Source organism: Liquorilactobacillus ghanensis DSM 18630, from assembly GCF_001435235.1.
In the GTDB taxonomy this organism is placed as follows: Bacteria; Bacillota; Bacilli; order Lactobacillales; family Lactobacillaceae; genus Liquorilactobacillus; species Liquorilactobacillus ghanensis.
Map to the genome: position 1 here is coordinate 318626 of NZ_AZGB01000018.1, position 17078 is coordinate 335703.

The window sequence follows — 17078 nt, forward strand, 5'->3', positions numbered from 1 at the left end:
GAGTTCTTGTGACATTTATTGGTAAAAAAGGTGGAGGAATAACAATGAAAACGAAAATGCAGACTATGTATAGTCCGTCTTTTGAACATGATGCCTGTGGGATGGGGTTTATTACCCAAATTGATGGCAAGGCTAGTCATGAACTGGTTGAACGGGCTTTGGTTATGCTGCGGCGGATGAATCATCGTGGGGGCACTGGAGCAGAACCTGACACCGGTGATGGAGCTGGAATTTTGCTTTCATTACCCGATCCGTTTTTTAGAGAATATGCTCAGCAAAATGATTTTGAATTACCAGCTGCCGGTGATTATGCAGTCGGAATGCTATTTTTACCTCAAGGTAAGAATGAAAAGCAGGCAATGCTGCAATCAGTTACGGCTGAAATTACCGGAGCAGGTTTTCGAGTTTTAGCAGTTCGGGATGTACCTTATGTTTATGAAAGTTGCGGACCGACAGCACAACGAGCAATGCCGGGATTTGCTCAGGTTATTATTCGTAAACCAGCTGATGTTGCAGCAGGTCGTCCGTTTGAAGATTTGCTTTATCAATTGCGGCGGCATTTGGAAAAGACATTTTCTGCGGAAGAATTTGCGATTGTCAGTTTATCCAGTCGAACTTTATGCTACAAGGGAATGTTGCACGCTTATCAAGTAGGCGAATTCTATCCAGATCTTCATCAGCCAACGATGAGTGCATCAATTGCTTTGATTCATTCACGTTTTTCGACTAATACTTTTCCTAGTTGGGAAAGAGCGCAGCCATTTAGATTTTTGGCTCATAATGGGGAGATCAATACCTTAAAACGGACTGAAAATTGGATGGCGAGTCACAATATTGAAATTTATAATGAAGACGATTCTGATTCGGCAAAACTAGAAAATTGTATGGAATATTTGTACCGGCATGGTCGTAGTATTCCTCAGATCTTATTAATGATGCTGCCAGAAGCTTGGGGACAAGGTACACATTTGAGCAGCCAGCAACGGGCGTTTGACGAATATAATGCTAGTTTTATCGCCCCTTGGGATGGTCCAGCTGCTTTATGTTTTACTGATGGAGTTCAAGTTGGTGCAGCATTGGATCGTAATGGGTTGCGTCCTTCTCGTTATCAGCTGGTTAAGGGAAATTTCCTGATTGTTGCTTCTGAATCAGGTGTTTATGATGCAGCGCCAGCTGATATTCTCGATAAAGGAATTTTAGGCCCAGCAGATATGATTTTAGTTGATACAAAACGGGGCCGCTTTTATCGTACAGCGGAAATCAAAGAACATTTTGCCAATCAACATCCGTATGAAAAATGGCTTAAGGATGAACAGTTAACATTAGCTGATTTACCAGAAGCAGATGTTGATGAAAATTTGTCCGATAATGCTTTAAAAACTCTCTGGCGGCGGCACGGCTATACAGAGGATATTATTCAGGATGCGTTGATCCCAATGGCAAAAAATGGTGAAGAACCGGTTATTTCTATGGGATATGATTCACCATTGTCAGTTCTTAGTCAACAACCGCAATCATTGTTTACTTATTTTAAACAGCAATTTGCCCAAGTAACCAATCCGCCGATTGATGCGATCCGCGAAAAGCTGGTTATTGGAAAAGAAATGTTTTTAGGGGCTGACGGTGATATCACTGCCGACGCAGAAAAAAATGCCAAAAAAATTAAATTGGAATCACCCTTGTTGACCTCAGCAGCATATGAGAAATTACGACACTTAAATGATAAATTTGGTTTTAAGGCTGCTGAAATATCACTTTGCTATGAGCATGTTTTACGGACCAACCGTTTGGAACAAGCACTGGATGATATGTTTAAAGCTGCTGAAAATCAAATTGATCAAGGAGCTAATTTGATTATCTTGACTGACCGGGGAGCAACCCGCGATCAGTTGATTATACCGGTTTTATTAGCAGTTGCCGGTTTGAATAACTACTTAGTGCGGAAAAGCAAACGAGAATTAGCTTCAATTATAGTTGATACTGGTGAAGCTTGCGAAATTCATCATTTTGCTACTTTACTCGGTTATGGTGCTTCAGCAATTCATCCTTATGGAGCATATGCAACTTTAAGTGCTTATGGTTTGGCAGATCATTTGGAAAATTATCGGCAAGCAGCAGAAAAAGGTATTATTAAAATTATGAGCCGGATGGGAATATCGACGATCGTTGGTTATCAGGGAGCACAATTGTTTGAAGCCATTGGTCTATCGCAAGCGGTTGTTGATGAATATTTTACCGGTACTGAAAGTCGGATCGGCGGGTTGACGCTTGATCAGATCGAAGCAGAATACTTAACCCGCTATCAGCGAGCTTTTGGAATGAAAGCTGTTGAACCGTTGCCATCTGGTGGCAGTTTCAAATATCGGCGTGACGGCGAACATCATTTGTATAATCCGCTGACAATGTATAAATTTCAGCAGGCTGTTCGTAGTGGAGATTATCAACTGTACCAAGAGTATGTTAAAGAAATGCGACAAGAAGAAGAACAGACACCAACGACCCTGCGAGCTTTATGGAGAATTAAGAAAACTCATTCAACTGTACCTTTGAGTGAAGTTGAACCAGTTAGTCAAATCGTTAAACGTTTTAAATCCGGGGCCATGAGCTTTGGTTCTTTATCGCAAGAAGCACATGAATGCATAGCACAGGCAATGAACGAATTGGGAGCTAAAAGCAATAGTGGTGAAGGCGGCGAAAATCGGCGACGTTTCAAAGTTCAAGCAGATGGTCGAAATTTAAACAGCAAAATTAAACAAGTTGCTTCGGCAAGATTTGGCGTTAATACTGAATATTTGATGAGTGCAGAAGAACTGCAAATCAAAATGGCACAAGGAGCTAAACCGGGTGAAGGCGGACAACTGCCTGGTAATAAGAACTTCCCTTGGGTAGCGGAGATTCGTGGGTCAGTACCCGGAGTCAGATTGATTTCACCGCCACCGCATCATGATATTTACTCGATTGAAGATCTAAAACAACTGATTCATGATTTGAAACAGGTTAATCCATTTGCGAAAATTACAGTCAAACTAGTTTCAAGTACCGGTGTTGGGACGATTGCGACCGGAGTAGTTAAATCCGGGGCAGATAAGGTTATCATCAGTGGTTATGACGGCGGTACTGGAGCGGCACCACGGAATTCGGTGCGTGATGCCGGACTTCCATGGGAGATGGGATTAGCAGAAGCTCATCAAACTTTAGCATTAAATAATTTGCGGCAGCGGACCACTTTGGAAACTGATGGTAAGTTGATGACGGGTCGTGATATTGCAATTGCGATTATGTTGGGGGCTGAAGAATTCAGTTTTGCTTCATTGGTATTAGTTGCTATTGGCTGTATTATGATGCGAGTCTGCAGCAAAAATACTTGCCCAACAGGAATTGCAACCCAAAATCCGGGATTGCGAAAATTCTTTGTCGGCAAACCGGAACATGTTAAAAACTGCATGCGTTTTTTGGCTGAAGATCTGCGAGAAGAAATGGCCAAGCTTGGCTACCGAACAATCGATGAATTAGTTGGTCATACTGAAAACCTGCAGCCGCGTTTCATTGCGAAAGGCAAAGCAAAATCGCTTGATTTCTCAAGAATTTTAGGAACTTCAATTGGGATTCAGCGGAAAACCACCGATCCATTTGCACCGACTGATCAATGGCCGGAGTTAAATGCATTTGCGCAAACAGCCATTACTGGGCGGCGGCAAATCGTTATCAAAAGTCCAATCAATAATCGAATGCGGACAGTGGGAGCACGTATGAGCGGTTGGATCGCTCAGCGATTTGGCAATACTGGATTACCAGCTGGCAGATTGAAATATCAATATACCGGAGTTGCCGGCCAAAGTTTTGGAGCGTTTGCGGCACAAGGCTTGGAGTTAGAATTAATTGGCGAGGCTAATGATTACGTTGGTAAAGGACTCAGTGGTGGTCGATTAATCGTTCGCGCTCCAGAAGATGCTAAGCAGCTATACAGCAATGCACCAATTGTCGGCAATGTTGCGTGTTTTGGAGCAACTGGTGGTGAAGCATACTTTAATGGTCGAGCAGGCGAACGTTTCTGTGTCCGTAATTCTGGAGCTAAGGTAGTGGTTGAAGGAATTGGTGATCATGGCTGTGAATATATGACCAATGGAGTTGCTGTAATCTTAGGCTCGACTGGACGCAATTTTGGAGCCGGGATGTCTGGCGGATTAGCTTATGTTTATGATCCAGCAGATAATTTTTCACAGCAGTGTAACTTTGAGATGATTGAGTTATTCAAGTTAGAGCAAGCGACTGATGAACAGCAGCTATTAAATTTGATTAAGCAGCATTATAAATACACCGGTTCATTGAAAGCCAAGTATTTATTAGCTAATTGGCAGACGGAACGGCAGCATTTTGTTAAAGTTTATCCAAAAGAGTATCGGCAAATTAATGAAATTATGGCACAATATGCCGACCAAAATTTGTCAGCTGCACAGCTGCAGCAAAAAGCATTTGATGTTGTTGTCGGAGCTCAACCAACACTCATGAAGTAAAGGAGGAAATCATTATGGCTGATCCATTTGGATTTATGAAATATCCGCGAGAAACCAACCCTTACCGTGATGTGAAAGAACGCATCAAAGACTTTGCTGAAATGCAGCTGCCGCTGAGCGATGAAGAACGGCGTAAACAAGCCGCTCGCTGTATGAATTGTGGGGTTCCACATTGCCATGCCGGCTTTTTCTATGCTGGTGGCAAGGCCGTCAGCGGCTGTCCGAATGACAATTTAATTCCTGAGTGGAATGATCTGGTCTATCGTCAGGAAGATAAAAGGGCTTTTGAACGATTAACTAAAACTAACCCTTTACCGGAATTTACCGGTCGGGTTTGTCCTGCACCATGTGAAGTGGCTTGTAATGAGGCTTTGAATGGACAGGGAATTACGATTAAAGATAACGAACGTTTTATCATTGAACAGGGTTTTAAATTTGACTGGGTAATTGACAGTGGCATGCCACAGCATCGAAATGGTATAAAAATTGCCGTAATTGGCAGTGGACCGGCTGGTTTATCAGCTGCTTGGCAATTAAATAAATTTGGTTTTGATGTTACTGTTTATGAACGGGATGATCGTCCTGGTGGGTTAACGATGTATGGTATTCCTAATATGAAATTGCCAAAAGAAATTGTTTCCCGGCGGATTGCAGCAATGGAAGCTGTCGGAATCAAATTTATTGTCAATACCGAAGTTGGCGTAGATATTACAGCCGCTGAACTTAAAGCTCAGTATCAACGGATTATTTTAACTGTTGGGGCTCGGTCCGCTAGAGATTTAGCAGTTCCCGGCCGTGAATTAAAAGGGGTCATGCAAGCTGTTGATTTTCTAACACAAGCGACCAAAGAAGTTTTACAAAATGGAACGAAAGCAACTAAATTGCTGGCTGGGAAAAAAGTAGTAGTAATCGGTGGCGGAGATACTGGTAATGATTGTATCGCCACAGCAGTTCGTCAGGGAGCTGCGGAGATTCATCAGCTGGAAATTACTCGACAGCCACCTAAACAGCGCTTAGCCAGCAATCCTTGGCCACAGTGGCCGATGGTTGCTAAAACGGGTTATGGCCAGCAAGAGGCGCAAACCTTGTTTGGTGATAAGTTGACTGCCTATGAAACAACTGCAGTTGGTTTTAGCGGTAAGGATGGTCGGGTAACACAAATGACCACTAGTAAAGCACGCTTGTTTAAGCCAGTTGCTGGAACAGAACAAGATCAGCCGGTTGATTTGGTATTGTTGGCTATGGGCTTTACCGGACCACAAAAGAGTGTTATGGATGCCTTTGGAATTACTCAGATTAATGACGATTACTCAACTAACGAGGAAAGTGTTTTTGTAGCTGGGGATGCTCGCCGTGGTCCAAGTTTGGTTATCTGGGGAATCCATGAAGGCCGGATGGTAGCAGATCAGGTAGCTCATTCTTGTGAAGTTCGGTTATAAGAACGGATTGATATGACTGACATTTATAAATAAGTAAACTTCTTAATTACAATAACCATCGATGTAACTTGTAATAAACTTGGTTATCGGTTTTTAAAATTAAACAGCTTTCTGGACGGTAAGTTCTTAGTATTTTACTAGGGGCTTACCGTTTAATTTTGCTTGATAATTTTAAGTAAGGAAGAAGTTGGTTATAACTATATTTTTATTACTGCTGATGTGTCATTGTGTGTTGTTTATCAAAAAAGAGCCAACAAGTTCTAAATAAAAAATGAACTCCGACAATTAAGTTGGAGCCCATGAATGATGCAAAGCGACTAAGTTCATTAATAGAACGGTACAATGAACATATCGTTATCAGCGACTTTAATTTTTTGATTTTTGATCCATTTCTTGGAATGCAGCTAAGTTTTGCTGGATGAATTTGTCAAAACTTTCCTCTGGTGGAATTGTTTCATCAGTAAACCAGCCAGTTCCAATATTAATAATATCTCCAATAATTAAATCACGGAGACAACGGCTGACCATAATTCGAACAGATTCATTTTGAAAGGTGCTTTCTAGTAATTTATAGAGTAGGTTTCGCAGTTGTTTAAATGCATCATTTGCAGCGGGATAATCTGTCGGTCGTGTGGACAATAAGATAAATTGACTTAGTTTGCTATGCTGCAAGGCAATATGCCTAAGTTCTTTTGAAAAGTTAATGATAGCCTCTATTCCAGATTGTCCAAATAATTGATCTTGTATTTGTTTTTTTATGGTTTGAATTCCCCAGGCTACAATTGCATATTTCAATTCATTTATGTTCTCAAAATAAGTATACAAAGACTGTGAACGAATTCCTATTTTTTTGGCGATAGTCGTAAAAGTAAGTTTTTCGTCTTTTTCAATTATTTCAATACTGGTTTTTATGATGATTTCTTTGGTTAATATCTGATGTTTCATAATTTATCTCCATTTTTTGTGTTTTATTATTACACTATGAAGTTTATAATTACATTGTGTAGTTATGAATTTCATTGTTTCTAATACTTATTATACAGAGAAAGGTTGATTTTATGAATATTATTTGGCTTGGAATCATTGGTTTAATTATTGGTACCTTTGTAATTTTATTTGGCGGTGGTGGTGCGGCAATTTATTTGGGAATTTTAACCGGAGTGTTTGGTTTGAAAGCATCATCAGCAGCTTCTACATCATTGGTTACCGTTTTGCCTTGTCTTTTTATGGGAGCCTGGAGTTATTATCGACAAGGACAGATAGATTTTAAAATTGGAAATCAGATGTTATTGACGGCAATTCCGGCGGTCATTATTGGGTCGTTATGTTCAAGCTATATTCCTGATTGGATATATAAATGGATTATAGGAATCATATTGATCGTTCTGGGGATTAATATGCTTGTTCAATATATTCGTTCATTACATTCGACCGATAAACATCCTAGCGCGACAAAGCATTCTCGGTTGAAAGCGGGACTTTATGGAATTTTAGGCGGTTTGATGGTTGGTGTCGCTGGTATGAGTGGCGGTGCGGTTATTATTGCGGGCCTTTTCTTATTGGGTTTAAAAGCTTTTAATGCAACTGCGACCTCAACGTATGTCCTGGTTTTCATGTCTACGGTGGGGGCCTTGTTTCATATTGCTGGTGGTCAAGTTGATTGGCAAGCAGGATTACCGTTAATGATCGGTGCTTTAATTGGCGCGATGATTGCACCACGTCTAGCCATTGTTCTAGCAAAAACAAAGATTACAGATTATTTAAAACCAGCTATTGGTGTTTTCCTGGCTATTTTAGGAGTTAAATCCTTAATTTAAAAATAAATTTCGGCTTTTGAATGTTTTTGAGCTGCAATTTCTAAAGCTGCAGCTCTTTTTTTGTTAAATGGTTCACACAAATGATAGTATATAGCTATAAAATTCGTTGGATATGAATTCAAATAAAAAAGAGGCCAAAAAAATGAATTTATCTGCTTTAACTGAACTAAATAATACCAAGATCGGCATAGTAGGCTGTGGTCATTTAGGCCAAGCGATTGCAACGTCATTGCTCATGCATGGGTTCAATAAAAATAATATTTATGTTTCTTATCATGGTAATCCGGCCACGTACAAGCAGCTTGTAAAAAAGGGACTAGCTAATTGTATTTTAGATAATAAACGATTATTTAGTGAAGCAGATTTTGTTTTTATTACGGTACGTCCCCAAGATGTGATTGATTTAAGTAAACTGACTGTGCCAAAGAAATTGAAGATTATTTCTTGTGTGGCAGGCTTGTCAACTGGAACTTTAAAAAAGATATTCAACAGAACTATTATGCGGATGATGGTCAGCGGACCAGACACTATCGTGAAGGGAAAAGGAATTGCTATGCTGTACCCTAATGATCATTTGGCTGAGCAAATATTAACAGGGATGATAGGTTTGAGACTTTTTAAGGTAACACATGAAAGTGACTTAAATGCATTCACAGCAGGTGTTTGTTTGCCAGGACTGCTGCTAACATATACTGATGAAAAAGAAATACAGTATGCAATTACCAAATTGACGCAACAGTATCCTTGGTTTCGAGATGTCTATTTATGGTCGAAAACAGTTTTGCCAGTGTTTTCTTCTGCATCCGAAAAGCAAGAGTATCTTTTAAAGATGGCAACAAAAGGTGGGGTCACTGAGGCAATTGTTAACAGCTTACAAGCAGGAGCACCCCTTTTTACAGCGTTAAATAAAGGAATAACACGAAGTCAGCAGATTGCTGAAGAAATTGCTGAATCTCTGAGATAAGTGCTATCAATTTTCTGAAATTAACAAAAACCCCTAAGAATTAGATTGAAAATCTAACTTTAGGAGTTAATAGAGTTATTAAATGTTTAGTTTAAGTTTGGTTAATGTACCAGCGTAAAATAGCCAATTACAATAATTCCTAAGATAATACGATACCAGCCGAATACTTTAAAGTCGTTTTTCTTAATGTAATTCAGTAAGAAACGAATTGCTATGTAAGCCACAACAAATGAAACAACCACACCGACTAATAAAACAACGCCGGGTAAACCAGCTAAACTACCACCGTGCATAAAGTACTTAAGCAGTTTTAAAATCGAGGCTCCAAACATGGTGGGAATTGCTAAGAAGAATGAAAATTCTGTGGCAACATACCGTGAAGTTCCAATTGTGATCGCACCTAAAATGGTTGAGCCTGAACGAGAAGTTCCTGGAACTAATGAAAGGACTTGGCAAATCCCGATCGCAATGGCTGTTGAATAAGGCAAAGTATTCAAATCAGCGTAGTGAGGAGCAGTATTCTTATTATGATTTTCAATGATGATAAATAAAACACCATAAATAATCAATGCCGCTGAAACTACTTGCCAATTCATTAAATGTTCATCCATCCAATCATTGAGCGGTAAACCGACAATTACGGATGGAATAACAGCAATGATAACTTTTTTCCAAAGAGTCCAAGTGTTCTTTTTTTCCAAACGGCTTTTTTTCGGAGACCACGGATTCAACTTGTGGAAGTAGATGATAACAACAGCCATGATTGCACCTAGCTGGATAACAACATTAAACATATCGATAAATTGTTTTGATTGCTGCAGTTTAATGAATTCATCAACCAAAACCAGATGCCCAGTTGAACTAATTGGCAAAAATTCAGTAATTCCTTCAACAATTCCCAGAATAATTGCTTTGATAATATCAAACATGAAAAATTCTCCTTATTCAAAAATCAGTTTTACTGATTAATCATACAGCAATTAAGAGGTTTAAACAATTTTATTAAGTAAAATCAGCTGTTTTAATGAATTCTTTAATTAATTTTAGTTTATACTCAAAAAAACGACCACCGATTAAACGCAAAAAAACTGAGGACTGAATAAGCATTCGGCCCTCAGCTGCTTAGTATTAATTAATCAGTAACTTCAAAATCAACATTTCCCAAACCATGATCAAACCGGGCTGACCATTTACCAACAGTTAATTTAGGTGGTAAAACAAAAGTTCCAGAAGAAACCATTTGTCCAGCTTTAAAAACTTTTCCTTGTTCGGCTAATTTGGCAACTAGCCAATGCAAGGATTTTAATGGGTTGCCGAGTACCTCTGAAGAAAGCCCCTCGGTAACTTTTTTGTCATTATGGAATAATTGACATTTAACAGTTGCTGCCGCTGCAACATCTTTAAAGACATCATTTGTAGCAAATTCTTTACCATATAGAACTAACCCACCAACTGCTGCATCTGACATAACCATGTATTTTGAAAGCTTGGGAAACCAGTTAGAAAAACGTGAGTCGGGAACTTCCATTCCAGCAGCAACGGTAGTTTTCTTCATTAGATCATCCAATGAATCGTTGGGGTGGAGATCCTCTTTAGCTCTAAATTCAAGCTCAACTTCTACTAATGGTTCCATTAAGGTTTTTAAGCTGCGTTTAACTGGTGATGCCAGAAAATGACTTTTTACTTGAGCTCCGTAAAGTGGTGAATCAGAAGCAAACATTTTCTGAGTCTGTTCACTGGTTAGAGAAACTTTATAACCACCGACCGTTTCATTTTTTAATTCAGTTAAGCGTGCTTGGACATTATAAGCAGCTGCATCATCGGTAACAGTCGCTTGCCAATCTTTTTCAGTTAGCGGCTTTTGGGTAGTATAAGCTTGATACAATGCCTGAGCGAATTTTTCTTCATTAGCAGTTAATTTAGTTGTTGCAGTTTGTGTTTGAGTCATAATTGATTCCTCCGTTTTTTTATGTTTGGCAGTTCAGTTGCCCACACGTGAGAGAACTGCACCTGACAGTTGTTTTGGTTGACTAATAATTGACTTCATAATCTGAATCTGGCTATCATCGGTATTTTTAATCTGACTGGAATCATGCACGATCCCCCACCTCACTTATAAACGGATTTTAAATTCTAATTAAAAAAACGCCCTTTAACAACATTTGCTGCTGTTAAAGGGCGTTGTAATAACGCGGTACCACCTTTATTAGACTGGCTATAATCAAACAAGCTAGTCTTATCTTAGTTAGTCAACTACTATTACTATCAATTGACCACCCCGATAATGAAGGGAAACAGTTAAGCTTAAGAAATTCAGCTCACAGCTCTAAGGTGATGTTCATCTGATATCTCCTGACTGCTTTTCACTAACCAGCAGCTCCCTGACATTTGATATAGATTACTGTCCTTGTCATTGCTTTTAACCGGAATTTAATTATTTGTTGTCTGTATATTAATCTATCTATCATTGTTTGTCAATGATAAAATTAAATTTTTTCAATTAATTGTGATTTTAAGCAGTAATAATACCTGCTGGAAGGCTTGTGGAAGGGATCAAAAGGACTAAGAAAAATTAAATGGTGGTGTATTAAACTTGTTAAATATAAAACAAAAAAACATTTAATGTGAGTTACCAATTACTGATACAGATGAATTAATCATAAACAATCCACCAAGAGTCATTAGCGTAAAATAATTTTTTCAATAAGTTTGCGCTAGCTATTTACATTGTGCACAATTAATTCTATAATAGGTGATGGAATTAGAAAAATTCTAAATTACTACAAAGGAAGGGTGCTTTTATGAACTTTATCAATCAAAAGTTGACCGACTTCAAGGTTAATGCTTATCAACAAGGTAAGACTCACTCTGTTTCTTTACAGGATGTTTTAGGCAAATGGTCAGTTTTCTTCTTTTACCCAGCAGATTTTTCATTTGTTTGTCCAACAGAATTAGGTGATCTGCAGGATCATTATACGGAGTTCAAACAAGCTGGCGCAGAGGTTTATTCAGTTTCCGAAGATACAGAATTTGTGCACAAAGCTTGGGCAGAAGCAACCGATACGATTGGCAAAGTTCAGTACCCGATGTTGGCTGACCCAGCCGGAAAACTAGCTCGTTTCTTTGGTGTTTTAGATGAAGAAGCTGGTCAAGCTTTTCGCGGAGTCTTTATTGTAGACCCACAAGGCCAAATTAAATCATATACTATTAACGACATGGGAATCGGCCGTGATGCTGGTGAAATTTTACGGACATTGCAGGCTGCTCAATTTGTTGAAGAACACGGCGATAAGGTTTGCCCAGCTCACTGGCATCCGGGTGATGACACAATCACACCAAGTCTAGATTTAGTCGGCAAAATTTAAGAGGGCCTGACAATGGCAGATAAAAAAATTTATGATACGGTAATCATTGGTGCTGGTCCTGCCGGATTAAGTGCGGCAATTTATGCTGGACGAGCAACGATGGATACTTTAGTAATCGAGGCTGACCAAGTTGGTGGACAAGTAACAACAACTTCAGTAGTTTGGAACTATCCGGCAGTTGAAAAGATTGATGGAACTGCACTAATGAATCAAATGCAGCAACAAGCGGCTGATTTTGGAGTACAAATTGTCCATGATCAAATTACTGGTTATGAGTTGAAAGGTGATACAAAAGTTCTGCATGGTCAATATGATTATTATGCACGCAGCGTCATTATTGCTGCTGGTGCTAAACCACGGGAATTAAATTTTCCGGGAGAAAAACAATTTCGTGGCCATGGAATAGCTTTTTGTTCAACTTGTGATGGAGAGTTATTTACCGGTATGCAGATTTTTGTAATTGGTGGCGGCTATGCAGCGGCAGAAGAAGCGGATTATTTAACTCGTTATGCGAAACATGTAACAGTTATCTCTCGTGAAGCGGCATTTACTTGCGCACCGTTAACTGCAGCGCGGGCTTTGAATAATCCTAAGGTTGACGTCAAGTTTAATACTGAAATTGTGCGTGTCACTGGGAAAGATTATCTGGAAACAGCTGTTTTTAAAAATAATCAAACTGGAAAAGAGTTTTCGTACCAGCCTGATCCAAATGAACAGACTTTCGGAATCTTTATCTATGTTGGCACACAGCCAGCAACAGCTGGATTGACAGCTGAATTGGATCATGATAAACGTGGTTATTTAAAAGTTAACTCCGCTTTAGAAACTAATTTGCCAGGTGTCTTTGCAGCGGGAGATATAGTAGTAAAGCCACTGCGGCAAATTGTAACAGCTGCTAGTGATGGTGCGGTCGCAGCAACTAGCGCTGAGCACTATGTGACAGCTCTCAAACAGCGGTTGCAGATTCCAGTTGAACGTCGGGATAAGCCAGCTGCTCAACCAGTTGGGCAAACAACCAAATTAGCTGAAGCAACGGCAACACCGATTGCTCATCAAGGAAAATGGTTTGCAGCCAAACTGCAACAGCAATTAAAATCGATTTTTGCCCGACTAACTAAAAAGGTTACATTGCAGGTTTTGAGTGATGATAGTCAAAAGAGTCAAGAACTTCAAAGTTTTGTTAAAGAATTTTGCGAGTTGGATCAACATTTTGATTATCAAATTCAGCCAGCTGCAAGTGATGAAACATTTTTACCAAGATTAGAATTGTTAGATCAACAACTGCAACCGACAGGAATTAGCTTTGCCGGTGTACCAACAGGGCATGAATTAAATTCTTTAGTTTTGGCAATCTATAATTTGGCTGGTCCTGGTCAAGAGATGGATCCAGCTTTAATTGCAAGAATTAAAGCTTTGCCAGCGCTGAAGATTAAAATTGGGGTAGCATTAACTTGTCATTTTTGTCCTGATGTAGTGGCTGCTTGTCAGCATATGGCAGTAATCAACCCAAATATTTCTGCTGAAATGTTGGATCTGCAGCTATTTCCACAGTTGCGACAAGAAAAGCATATCATGAGTGTTCCAGCGACAATGATTGCGGATCAACCAGTCATTTTTGGCAGTCAAACAGCTGAACAGTTAGTAACTGCGTGTGAACAAGCAGCAGTTAAATAATTTTTATAAATAAAAAAGCGATTTGATACTGAAATGTTAGCAGTATCAAATCGTTTTTTTATTTCCGATAAGGAACTTGTTCAAAAATATTGTAAAACTGTGATTTATCGTTATATCCACCTAAATAATTACCATTTATTCCGGCTTTTTGCCCCAAAATTTCCAACTCAATGATTATTTTTTCTTCAGCTGGTGGAAAATGCAATTTTCCTTTTAAGGCAGTACTTCGAAGATAATTGATTAAATGATTGATTAAAACAGCAGGTTCTTTCGTTTGATCTAATTTAGAATAAACTTGCAGTAAGACATCGATAATATCTAACAATTCAGCTGGACGTGCCGATGTTTGATCTAGTTGTTGCAGCAATTTTTTGATGTTATTTTTGGCTTTTTCACGGTCAATATCAGTTTGATTCACAGGAAACCAACTCCTTAGCTGTAATTACTATTATTAATTATACTATATTTTTATACTGAAAAAAAGATTGTTGTGCCAATGATATTGATAAATAAATTATTTGAATTGTAATTAAAATTGGTAATCTGTGTGGTTTAGATATGTTTACATTCAAATTCAAGGGAGTGTCAAGAATTTTGTTTTGGATAGCTTGCTAGGTAATTTTATAGACACAACATTAATACAGAGGAAACTAATTGTTTACGTAAATGTGTGGTTTCTTTTTTGTTTCCTAAACTTTTGAGATTATATAAATATCGATGAATGAGATTGATAAATATATTTCTAGGCACGGGGGTTCTTATGAAAAAATCTATTCAGTTAGTTACATTGGCATTAACAACTATAACTTTAAGTAGTACTGCTGTTCCTGTTGCATCTGCTTTTGCGGATACAACAGGAACTTCATCTGTTACAAAAGTTGATTATCAAAGTATGAATTCAGATCAATTGGGTAATATTGTTGGTACATATGACATGAATAATTTAACTACCGAACAAGAAGATGTGGTTAATATCTATTCAACTCAGCTTCTGGAAGAATTGAAATCTGAATTATTGCAAAGTGCGCCTACAATTGAGACAACAACGCCACGTTTTCAATCTAGAGCGGCATTAGGGTTAATGGCACGGCTAATTGCCAAATATGGGAAAGTATATGTTACTAAGACGTTACCCAAGATTTTATACAAGAAAGTTACAAAACTAATTGGTAAAAAAGTTAGTCAGGCTAAGTTCATGAGTATTTGGAATAACACTATTGGTGTTGCAACTGGAGCTGCTTTGGAAAGTACAATTTCTAAAGGATTACAGTCATGTGGTGTTCCTAAGGGAATTGCAAATACGGCGGCAACAATTATTACTACAGCCGTTGGTATCTTAGTGTAAAATGAGATATATGGAAAATATTATTAAGATTTTATGTTTGTGTTTAGTGGCCGGATTGATTTTATTTTTAATATTTAGATTTGTAACAGATTTTAAAGCTACACTAGTGTTGGCTCTTATTATTTTGGTTGGAAATTTTATTAAAACACACTTTTTTGGTAAGTAGTTATTATAGTCAAACACGGTAATGGTCCCTTTGTGTTCAGTATGGGGGTGCTAGCTAAAAAACATTGAAACCCTAACGCAAATTCCTATACAAGTACCTCAGGGTCTATAACTAACAAGTTGTCTTACCAATCAAAGATTTAAATGTTCTCAAAAAGGTTCAAGATACTTTACTCAATAATTTCAAAGCTGGCCGACGCAACTATACAATTTTTCAAGTTGGTAAAGCTACGTTGCTAGTAGATATGGACTTAGAATTAAGTATTACAATCACAAAATAATTGTAACTGTTATTTGACTTTAACAACTGTTGTTTGAGATGGTATAAACCAGTTTTCTACAGAAAAAGCATAAATATTATATGCACTAATCATAATAACCAAAATCGAAGCTGTAATAATGGTCTTATAAAGACTATTATACTTGTTGTTACGCCATAATATATAAATTGGAACGATTAATCCTAATAAAGGAATAAGTGCAGAAATAACGGTAACGATAAACAATAAAAGACCTTCGTCTTTATTCTGATAGAGCTTTGTATTTATCGAGTTTAATTTTTGCTGCTTTTCTTTAATTTCAATATTATTTTTTTCAATTTTATTTTGTAATTGTTCGTTCTCTCTTAGTAGTTCATCAATTGAAATTTTGTAAAGGTCACTTAATGCAATTAAATTATCCAAATCTGGATATCCACGGCCATTTTCCCACTTTGAAATAGATTGCCTTGAAATATGTAAAATAGTTGCAATTTCATTTTGAGAAAAACCGTTAGCTTGTCGAGCTTCGCGTAATTTATTAGGTAAGGCGTTCATTCAAATTCCTCTTTTCTTATCTTGATAAGAGCATAATACAAAAGAAGTTTCCAAAGCAACATGTTTTGGAAACTTCTTTATATATGAGTATTTTTTTTAGAAGAGAAATAGGAACAAGGGTACTAATTTCCAAAAAGATTCATATTGTAAATTAGTCCTCCAATCCAACCACCCTTATTTAACTTTTTTAATAAAATCCGGCCATCATCTGATAGATGACCTTTTAAGGATAATGTTTTTAAAGAATTTGTAAGTTTTACTATTTCACGTTCCTGCACAACCTTAGAATTACTGAGATTTTCTGAGGTGTCCACAATAAGCCGTTGTTCAGTCTTATTCAAGTTTGGGTGTTTTTCTAAGAAGTCCAATAAATATTTTTGCTTGTCTGATTTAAACAACTATATCATCTCTCTATCTTAACTGCGTTATCCAGCAGCATATTCACCTTTTAAATATCGCTCAAATGTCTGTTCATACCCGTTAATAATAACATTAATCGTATACTTAGTAGTAGAAATAATTTGTACAGTTTTCCAATTACCTGTGGCAGTGTTTTTAAAGAAAGCATATGGACCATAAGTATACATATATTCCCACTTTCCTTTAGATGAACCACCCGAAACAGGCTCCTGCATTGTCGCTTCCTTAATGGTAACTGGCCGCCATTTTTTGCGTGTAATGGATCGAATACCCAACTGTTTCATTAATCGCTGAAGCCGCTTTATACTACAAGTTCGATTCAGCGGAACTAGTTCTTGTAGGATTTTTCTAAGAATCTTACCAGCGCCATAGCGCTTTTCACTAGTCAGCCAAATACGACTGATTCGTTCCTTTAAATCTTTGGTTTCACGCTCCCGCTTGTGTAACCAACGGTAATAGTCGGGGCGGCTGACAGATAATACTTGGCACATCATCGAAATAGTATGGTTTCCAACATCGCTTTCTTGTTTGATCAATGGATAGATCAATCTTTTGCCAAC

At 38.0% G+C, this 17078-nt stretch carries 14 protein-coding genes and 1 other annotated feature; of the genes, 7 read left to right on the forward strand and 7 right to left on the reverse strand.

The genetic code is table 11. From position 1 onward, the window contains the following. The first annotated feature begins 44 nt into the window (after positions 1-44). Complete coding sequence (gltB, locus tag FC89_RS08870) at positions 45-4514, forward strand: glutamate synthase large subunit (RefSeq protein ID WP_057872196.1); 4470 nt, start codon at positions 45-47, stop codon at positions 4512-4514. Between the two features lie 14 nt (positions 4515-4528). Further along, on the forward strand, positions 4529-5953 hold the full coding sequence (locus FC89_RS08875; protein ID WP_057872197.1) for a glutamate synthase subunit beta: 1425 nt from the start codon (positions 4529-4531) through the stop codon (positions 5951-5953). Positions 5954-6319: 366 nt separating this feature from the next. Here the strand turns inward: FC89_RS08875 and FC89_RS08880 are convergent, their stop codons facing one another. Further along, positions 6320-6898 (reverse strand): TetR/AcrR family transcriptional regulator, encoded by a 579-nt coding sequence (locus FC89_RS08880; RefSeq protein WP_057872198.1) that lies wholly within the window; start codon positions 6896-6898, stop codon positions 6320-6322. A gap of 113 nt (positions 6899-7011) precedes the next feature. Between FC89_RS08880 and FC89_RS08885 the strand changes: the two genes are divergently transcribed. Both FC89_RS08885 and FC89_RS08890 read left to right on the forward strand, forming a co-directional pair. Further along, positions 7012-7770: a sulfite exporter TauE/SafE family protein gene (locus FC89_RS08885; protein WP_057872199.1), complete on the forward strand. Its 759-nt coding sequence runs from the start codon at positions 7012-7014 to the stop codon at positions 7768-7770. 142 nt (positions 7771-7912) lie between these two features. Further along, positions 7913-8734 (forward strand): pyrroline-5-carboxylate reductase family protein, encoded by an 822-nt coding sequence (locus FC89_RS08890; protein ID WP_057872200.1) that lies wholly within the window; start codon positions 7913-7915, stop codon positions 8732-8734. A gap of 101 nt (positions 8735-8835) precedes the next feature. Here FC89_RS08890 and FC89_RS08895 read toward each other — a convergent pair whose 3' ends face one another. Together FC89_RS08895 and FC89_RS08900 are read right to left on the reverse strand one after the other, a co-directional pair. Beyond that, complete coding sequence (locus FC89_RS08895) at positions 8836-9663, reverse strand: undecaprenyl-diphosphate phosphatase (RefSeq protein WP_057872201.1); 828 nt, start codon at positions 9661-9663, stop codon at positions 8836-8838. A gap of 203 nt (positions 9664-9866) precedes the next feature. Further along, a complete protein-coding gene (locus tag FC89_RS08900) occupies positions 9867-10682 on the reverse strand; it encodes a 2-keto-4-pentenoate hydratase (RefSeq protein ID WP_057872202.1) in 816 nt (271 codons plus the stop codon). A 223-nt stretch (positions 10683-10905) separates the two neighbouring features. Continuing rightward, positions 10906-11157 (reverse strand) — a binding site (T-box leader). Between the two features lie 378 nt (positions 11158-11535). Here FC89_RS08900 and ahpC point away from each other — a divergent pair. Continuing rightward, positions 11536-12099 carry an alkyl hydroperoxide reductase subunit C gene (gene ahpC, locus FC89_RS08905; protein ID WP_057872203.1) on the forward strand — a complete coding sequence of 188 codons (564 nt, stop codon included), beginning with the start codon at positions 11536-11538 and terminating at the stop codon, positions 12097-12099. A 12-nt stretch (positions 12100-12111) separates the two neighbouring features. After that, complete coding sequence (locus tag FC89_RS08910) at positions 12112-13773, forward strand: FAD-dependent oxidoreductase (RefSeq protein WP_057872204.1); 1662 nt, start codon at positions 12112-12114, stop codon at positions 13771-13773. A 58-nt stretch (positions 13774-13831) separates the two neighbouring features. On the opposite strand, the gene FC89_RS08915 is transcribed toward FC89_RS08910, so the two are convergent. Continuing rightward, the gene (locus FC89_RS08915; protein ID WP_157060696.1) at positions 13832-14191 is read right to left on the reverse strand and encodes a bacteriocin immunity protein; all 360 of its coding nucleotides are present in this window, start codon (positions 14189-14191) and stop codon (positions 13832-13834) included. Between the two features lie 342 nt (positions 14192-14533). Between FC89_RS08915 and FC89_RS08920 the strand changes: the two genes are divergently transcribed. Further along, a complete protein-coding gene (locus FC89_RS08920; protein WP_057872205.1) occupies positions 14534-15118 on the forward strand; it encodes a hypothetical protein in 585 nt (194 codons plus the stop codon). Positions 15119-15573: 455 nt separating this feature from the next. Here the strand turns inward: FC89_RS08920 and FC89_RS08925 are convergent, their stop codons facing one another. From FC89_RS08925 to FC89_RS12585, 3 genes are all read right to left on the reverse strand, one after another. After that, positions 15574-16098: a helix-turn-helix domain-containing protein gene (locus tag FC89_RS08925; protein WP_057872206.1), complete on the reverse strand. Its 525-nt coding sequence runs from the start codon at positions 16096-16098 to the stop codon at positions 15574-15576. 122 nt (positions 16099-16220) lie between these two features. Beyond that, complete coding sequence (locus FC89_RS08930; RefSeq protein WP_057872207.1) at positions 16221-16496, reverse strand: hypothetical protein; 276 nt, start codon at positions 16494-16496, stop codon at positions 16221-16223. A gap of 27 nt (positions 16497-16523) precedes the next feature. Next, positions 16524-17078, reverse strand: a 555-nt coding sequence (locus FC89_RS12585; RefSeq protein ID WP_201780767.1) for an IS3 family transposase, incomplete at its 5' end; no start/stop codon positions are given.

Coding starts and splice junctions, on each gene's coding strand:
- FC89_RS08900 (WP_057872202.1), bottom strand. CDS start 10,682: ATGACTCAAACACAAACTGCAACAACTAAATTAACTGCTAATGAAGAA.
- FC89_RS08875 (WP_057872197.1), top strand. CDS start 4,529: ATGGCTGATCCATTTGGATTTATGAAATATCCGCGAGAAACCAACCCT.
- gltB (WP_057872196.1), top strand. CDS start 45: ATGAAAACGAAAATGCAGACTATGTATAGTCCGTCTTTTGAACATGAT.
- FC89_RS08880 (WP_057872198.1), bottom strand. CDS start 6,898: ATGAAACATCAGATATTAACCAAAGAAATCATCATAAAAACCAGTATT.
- FC89_RS08890 (WP_057872200.1), top strand. CDS start 7,913: ATGAATTTATCTGCTTTAACTGAACTAAATAATACCAAGATCGGCATA.
- FC89_RS08910 (WP_057872204.1), top strand. CDS start 12,112: ATGGCAGATAAAAAAATTTATGATACGGTAATCATTGGTGCTGGTCCT.
- FC89_RS08895 (WP_057872201.1), bottom strand. CDS start 9,663: ATGTTTGATATTATCAAAGCAATTATTCTGGGAATTGTTGAAGGAATT.
- ahpC (WP_057872203.1), top strand. CDS start 11,536: ATGAACTTTATCAATCAAAAGTTGACCGACTTCAAGGTTAATGCTTAT.
- FC89_RS08885 (WP_057872199.1), top strand. CDS start 7,012: ATGAATATTATTTGGCTTGGAATCATTGGTTTAATTATTGGTACCTTT.
- FC89_RS08920 (WP_057872205.1), top strand. CDS start 14,534: ATGAAAAAATCTATTCAGTTAGTTACATTGGCATTAACAACTATAACT.
- FC89_RS08925 (WP_057872206.1), bottom strand. CDS start 16,098: ATGAACGCCTTACCTAATAAATTACGCGAAGCTCGACAAGCTAACGGT.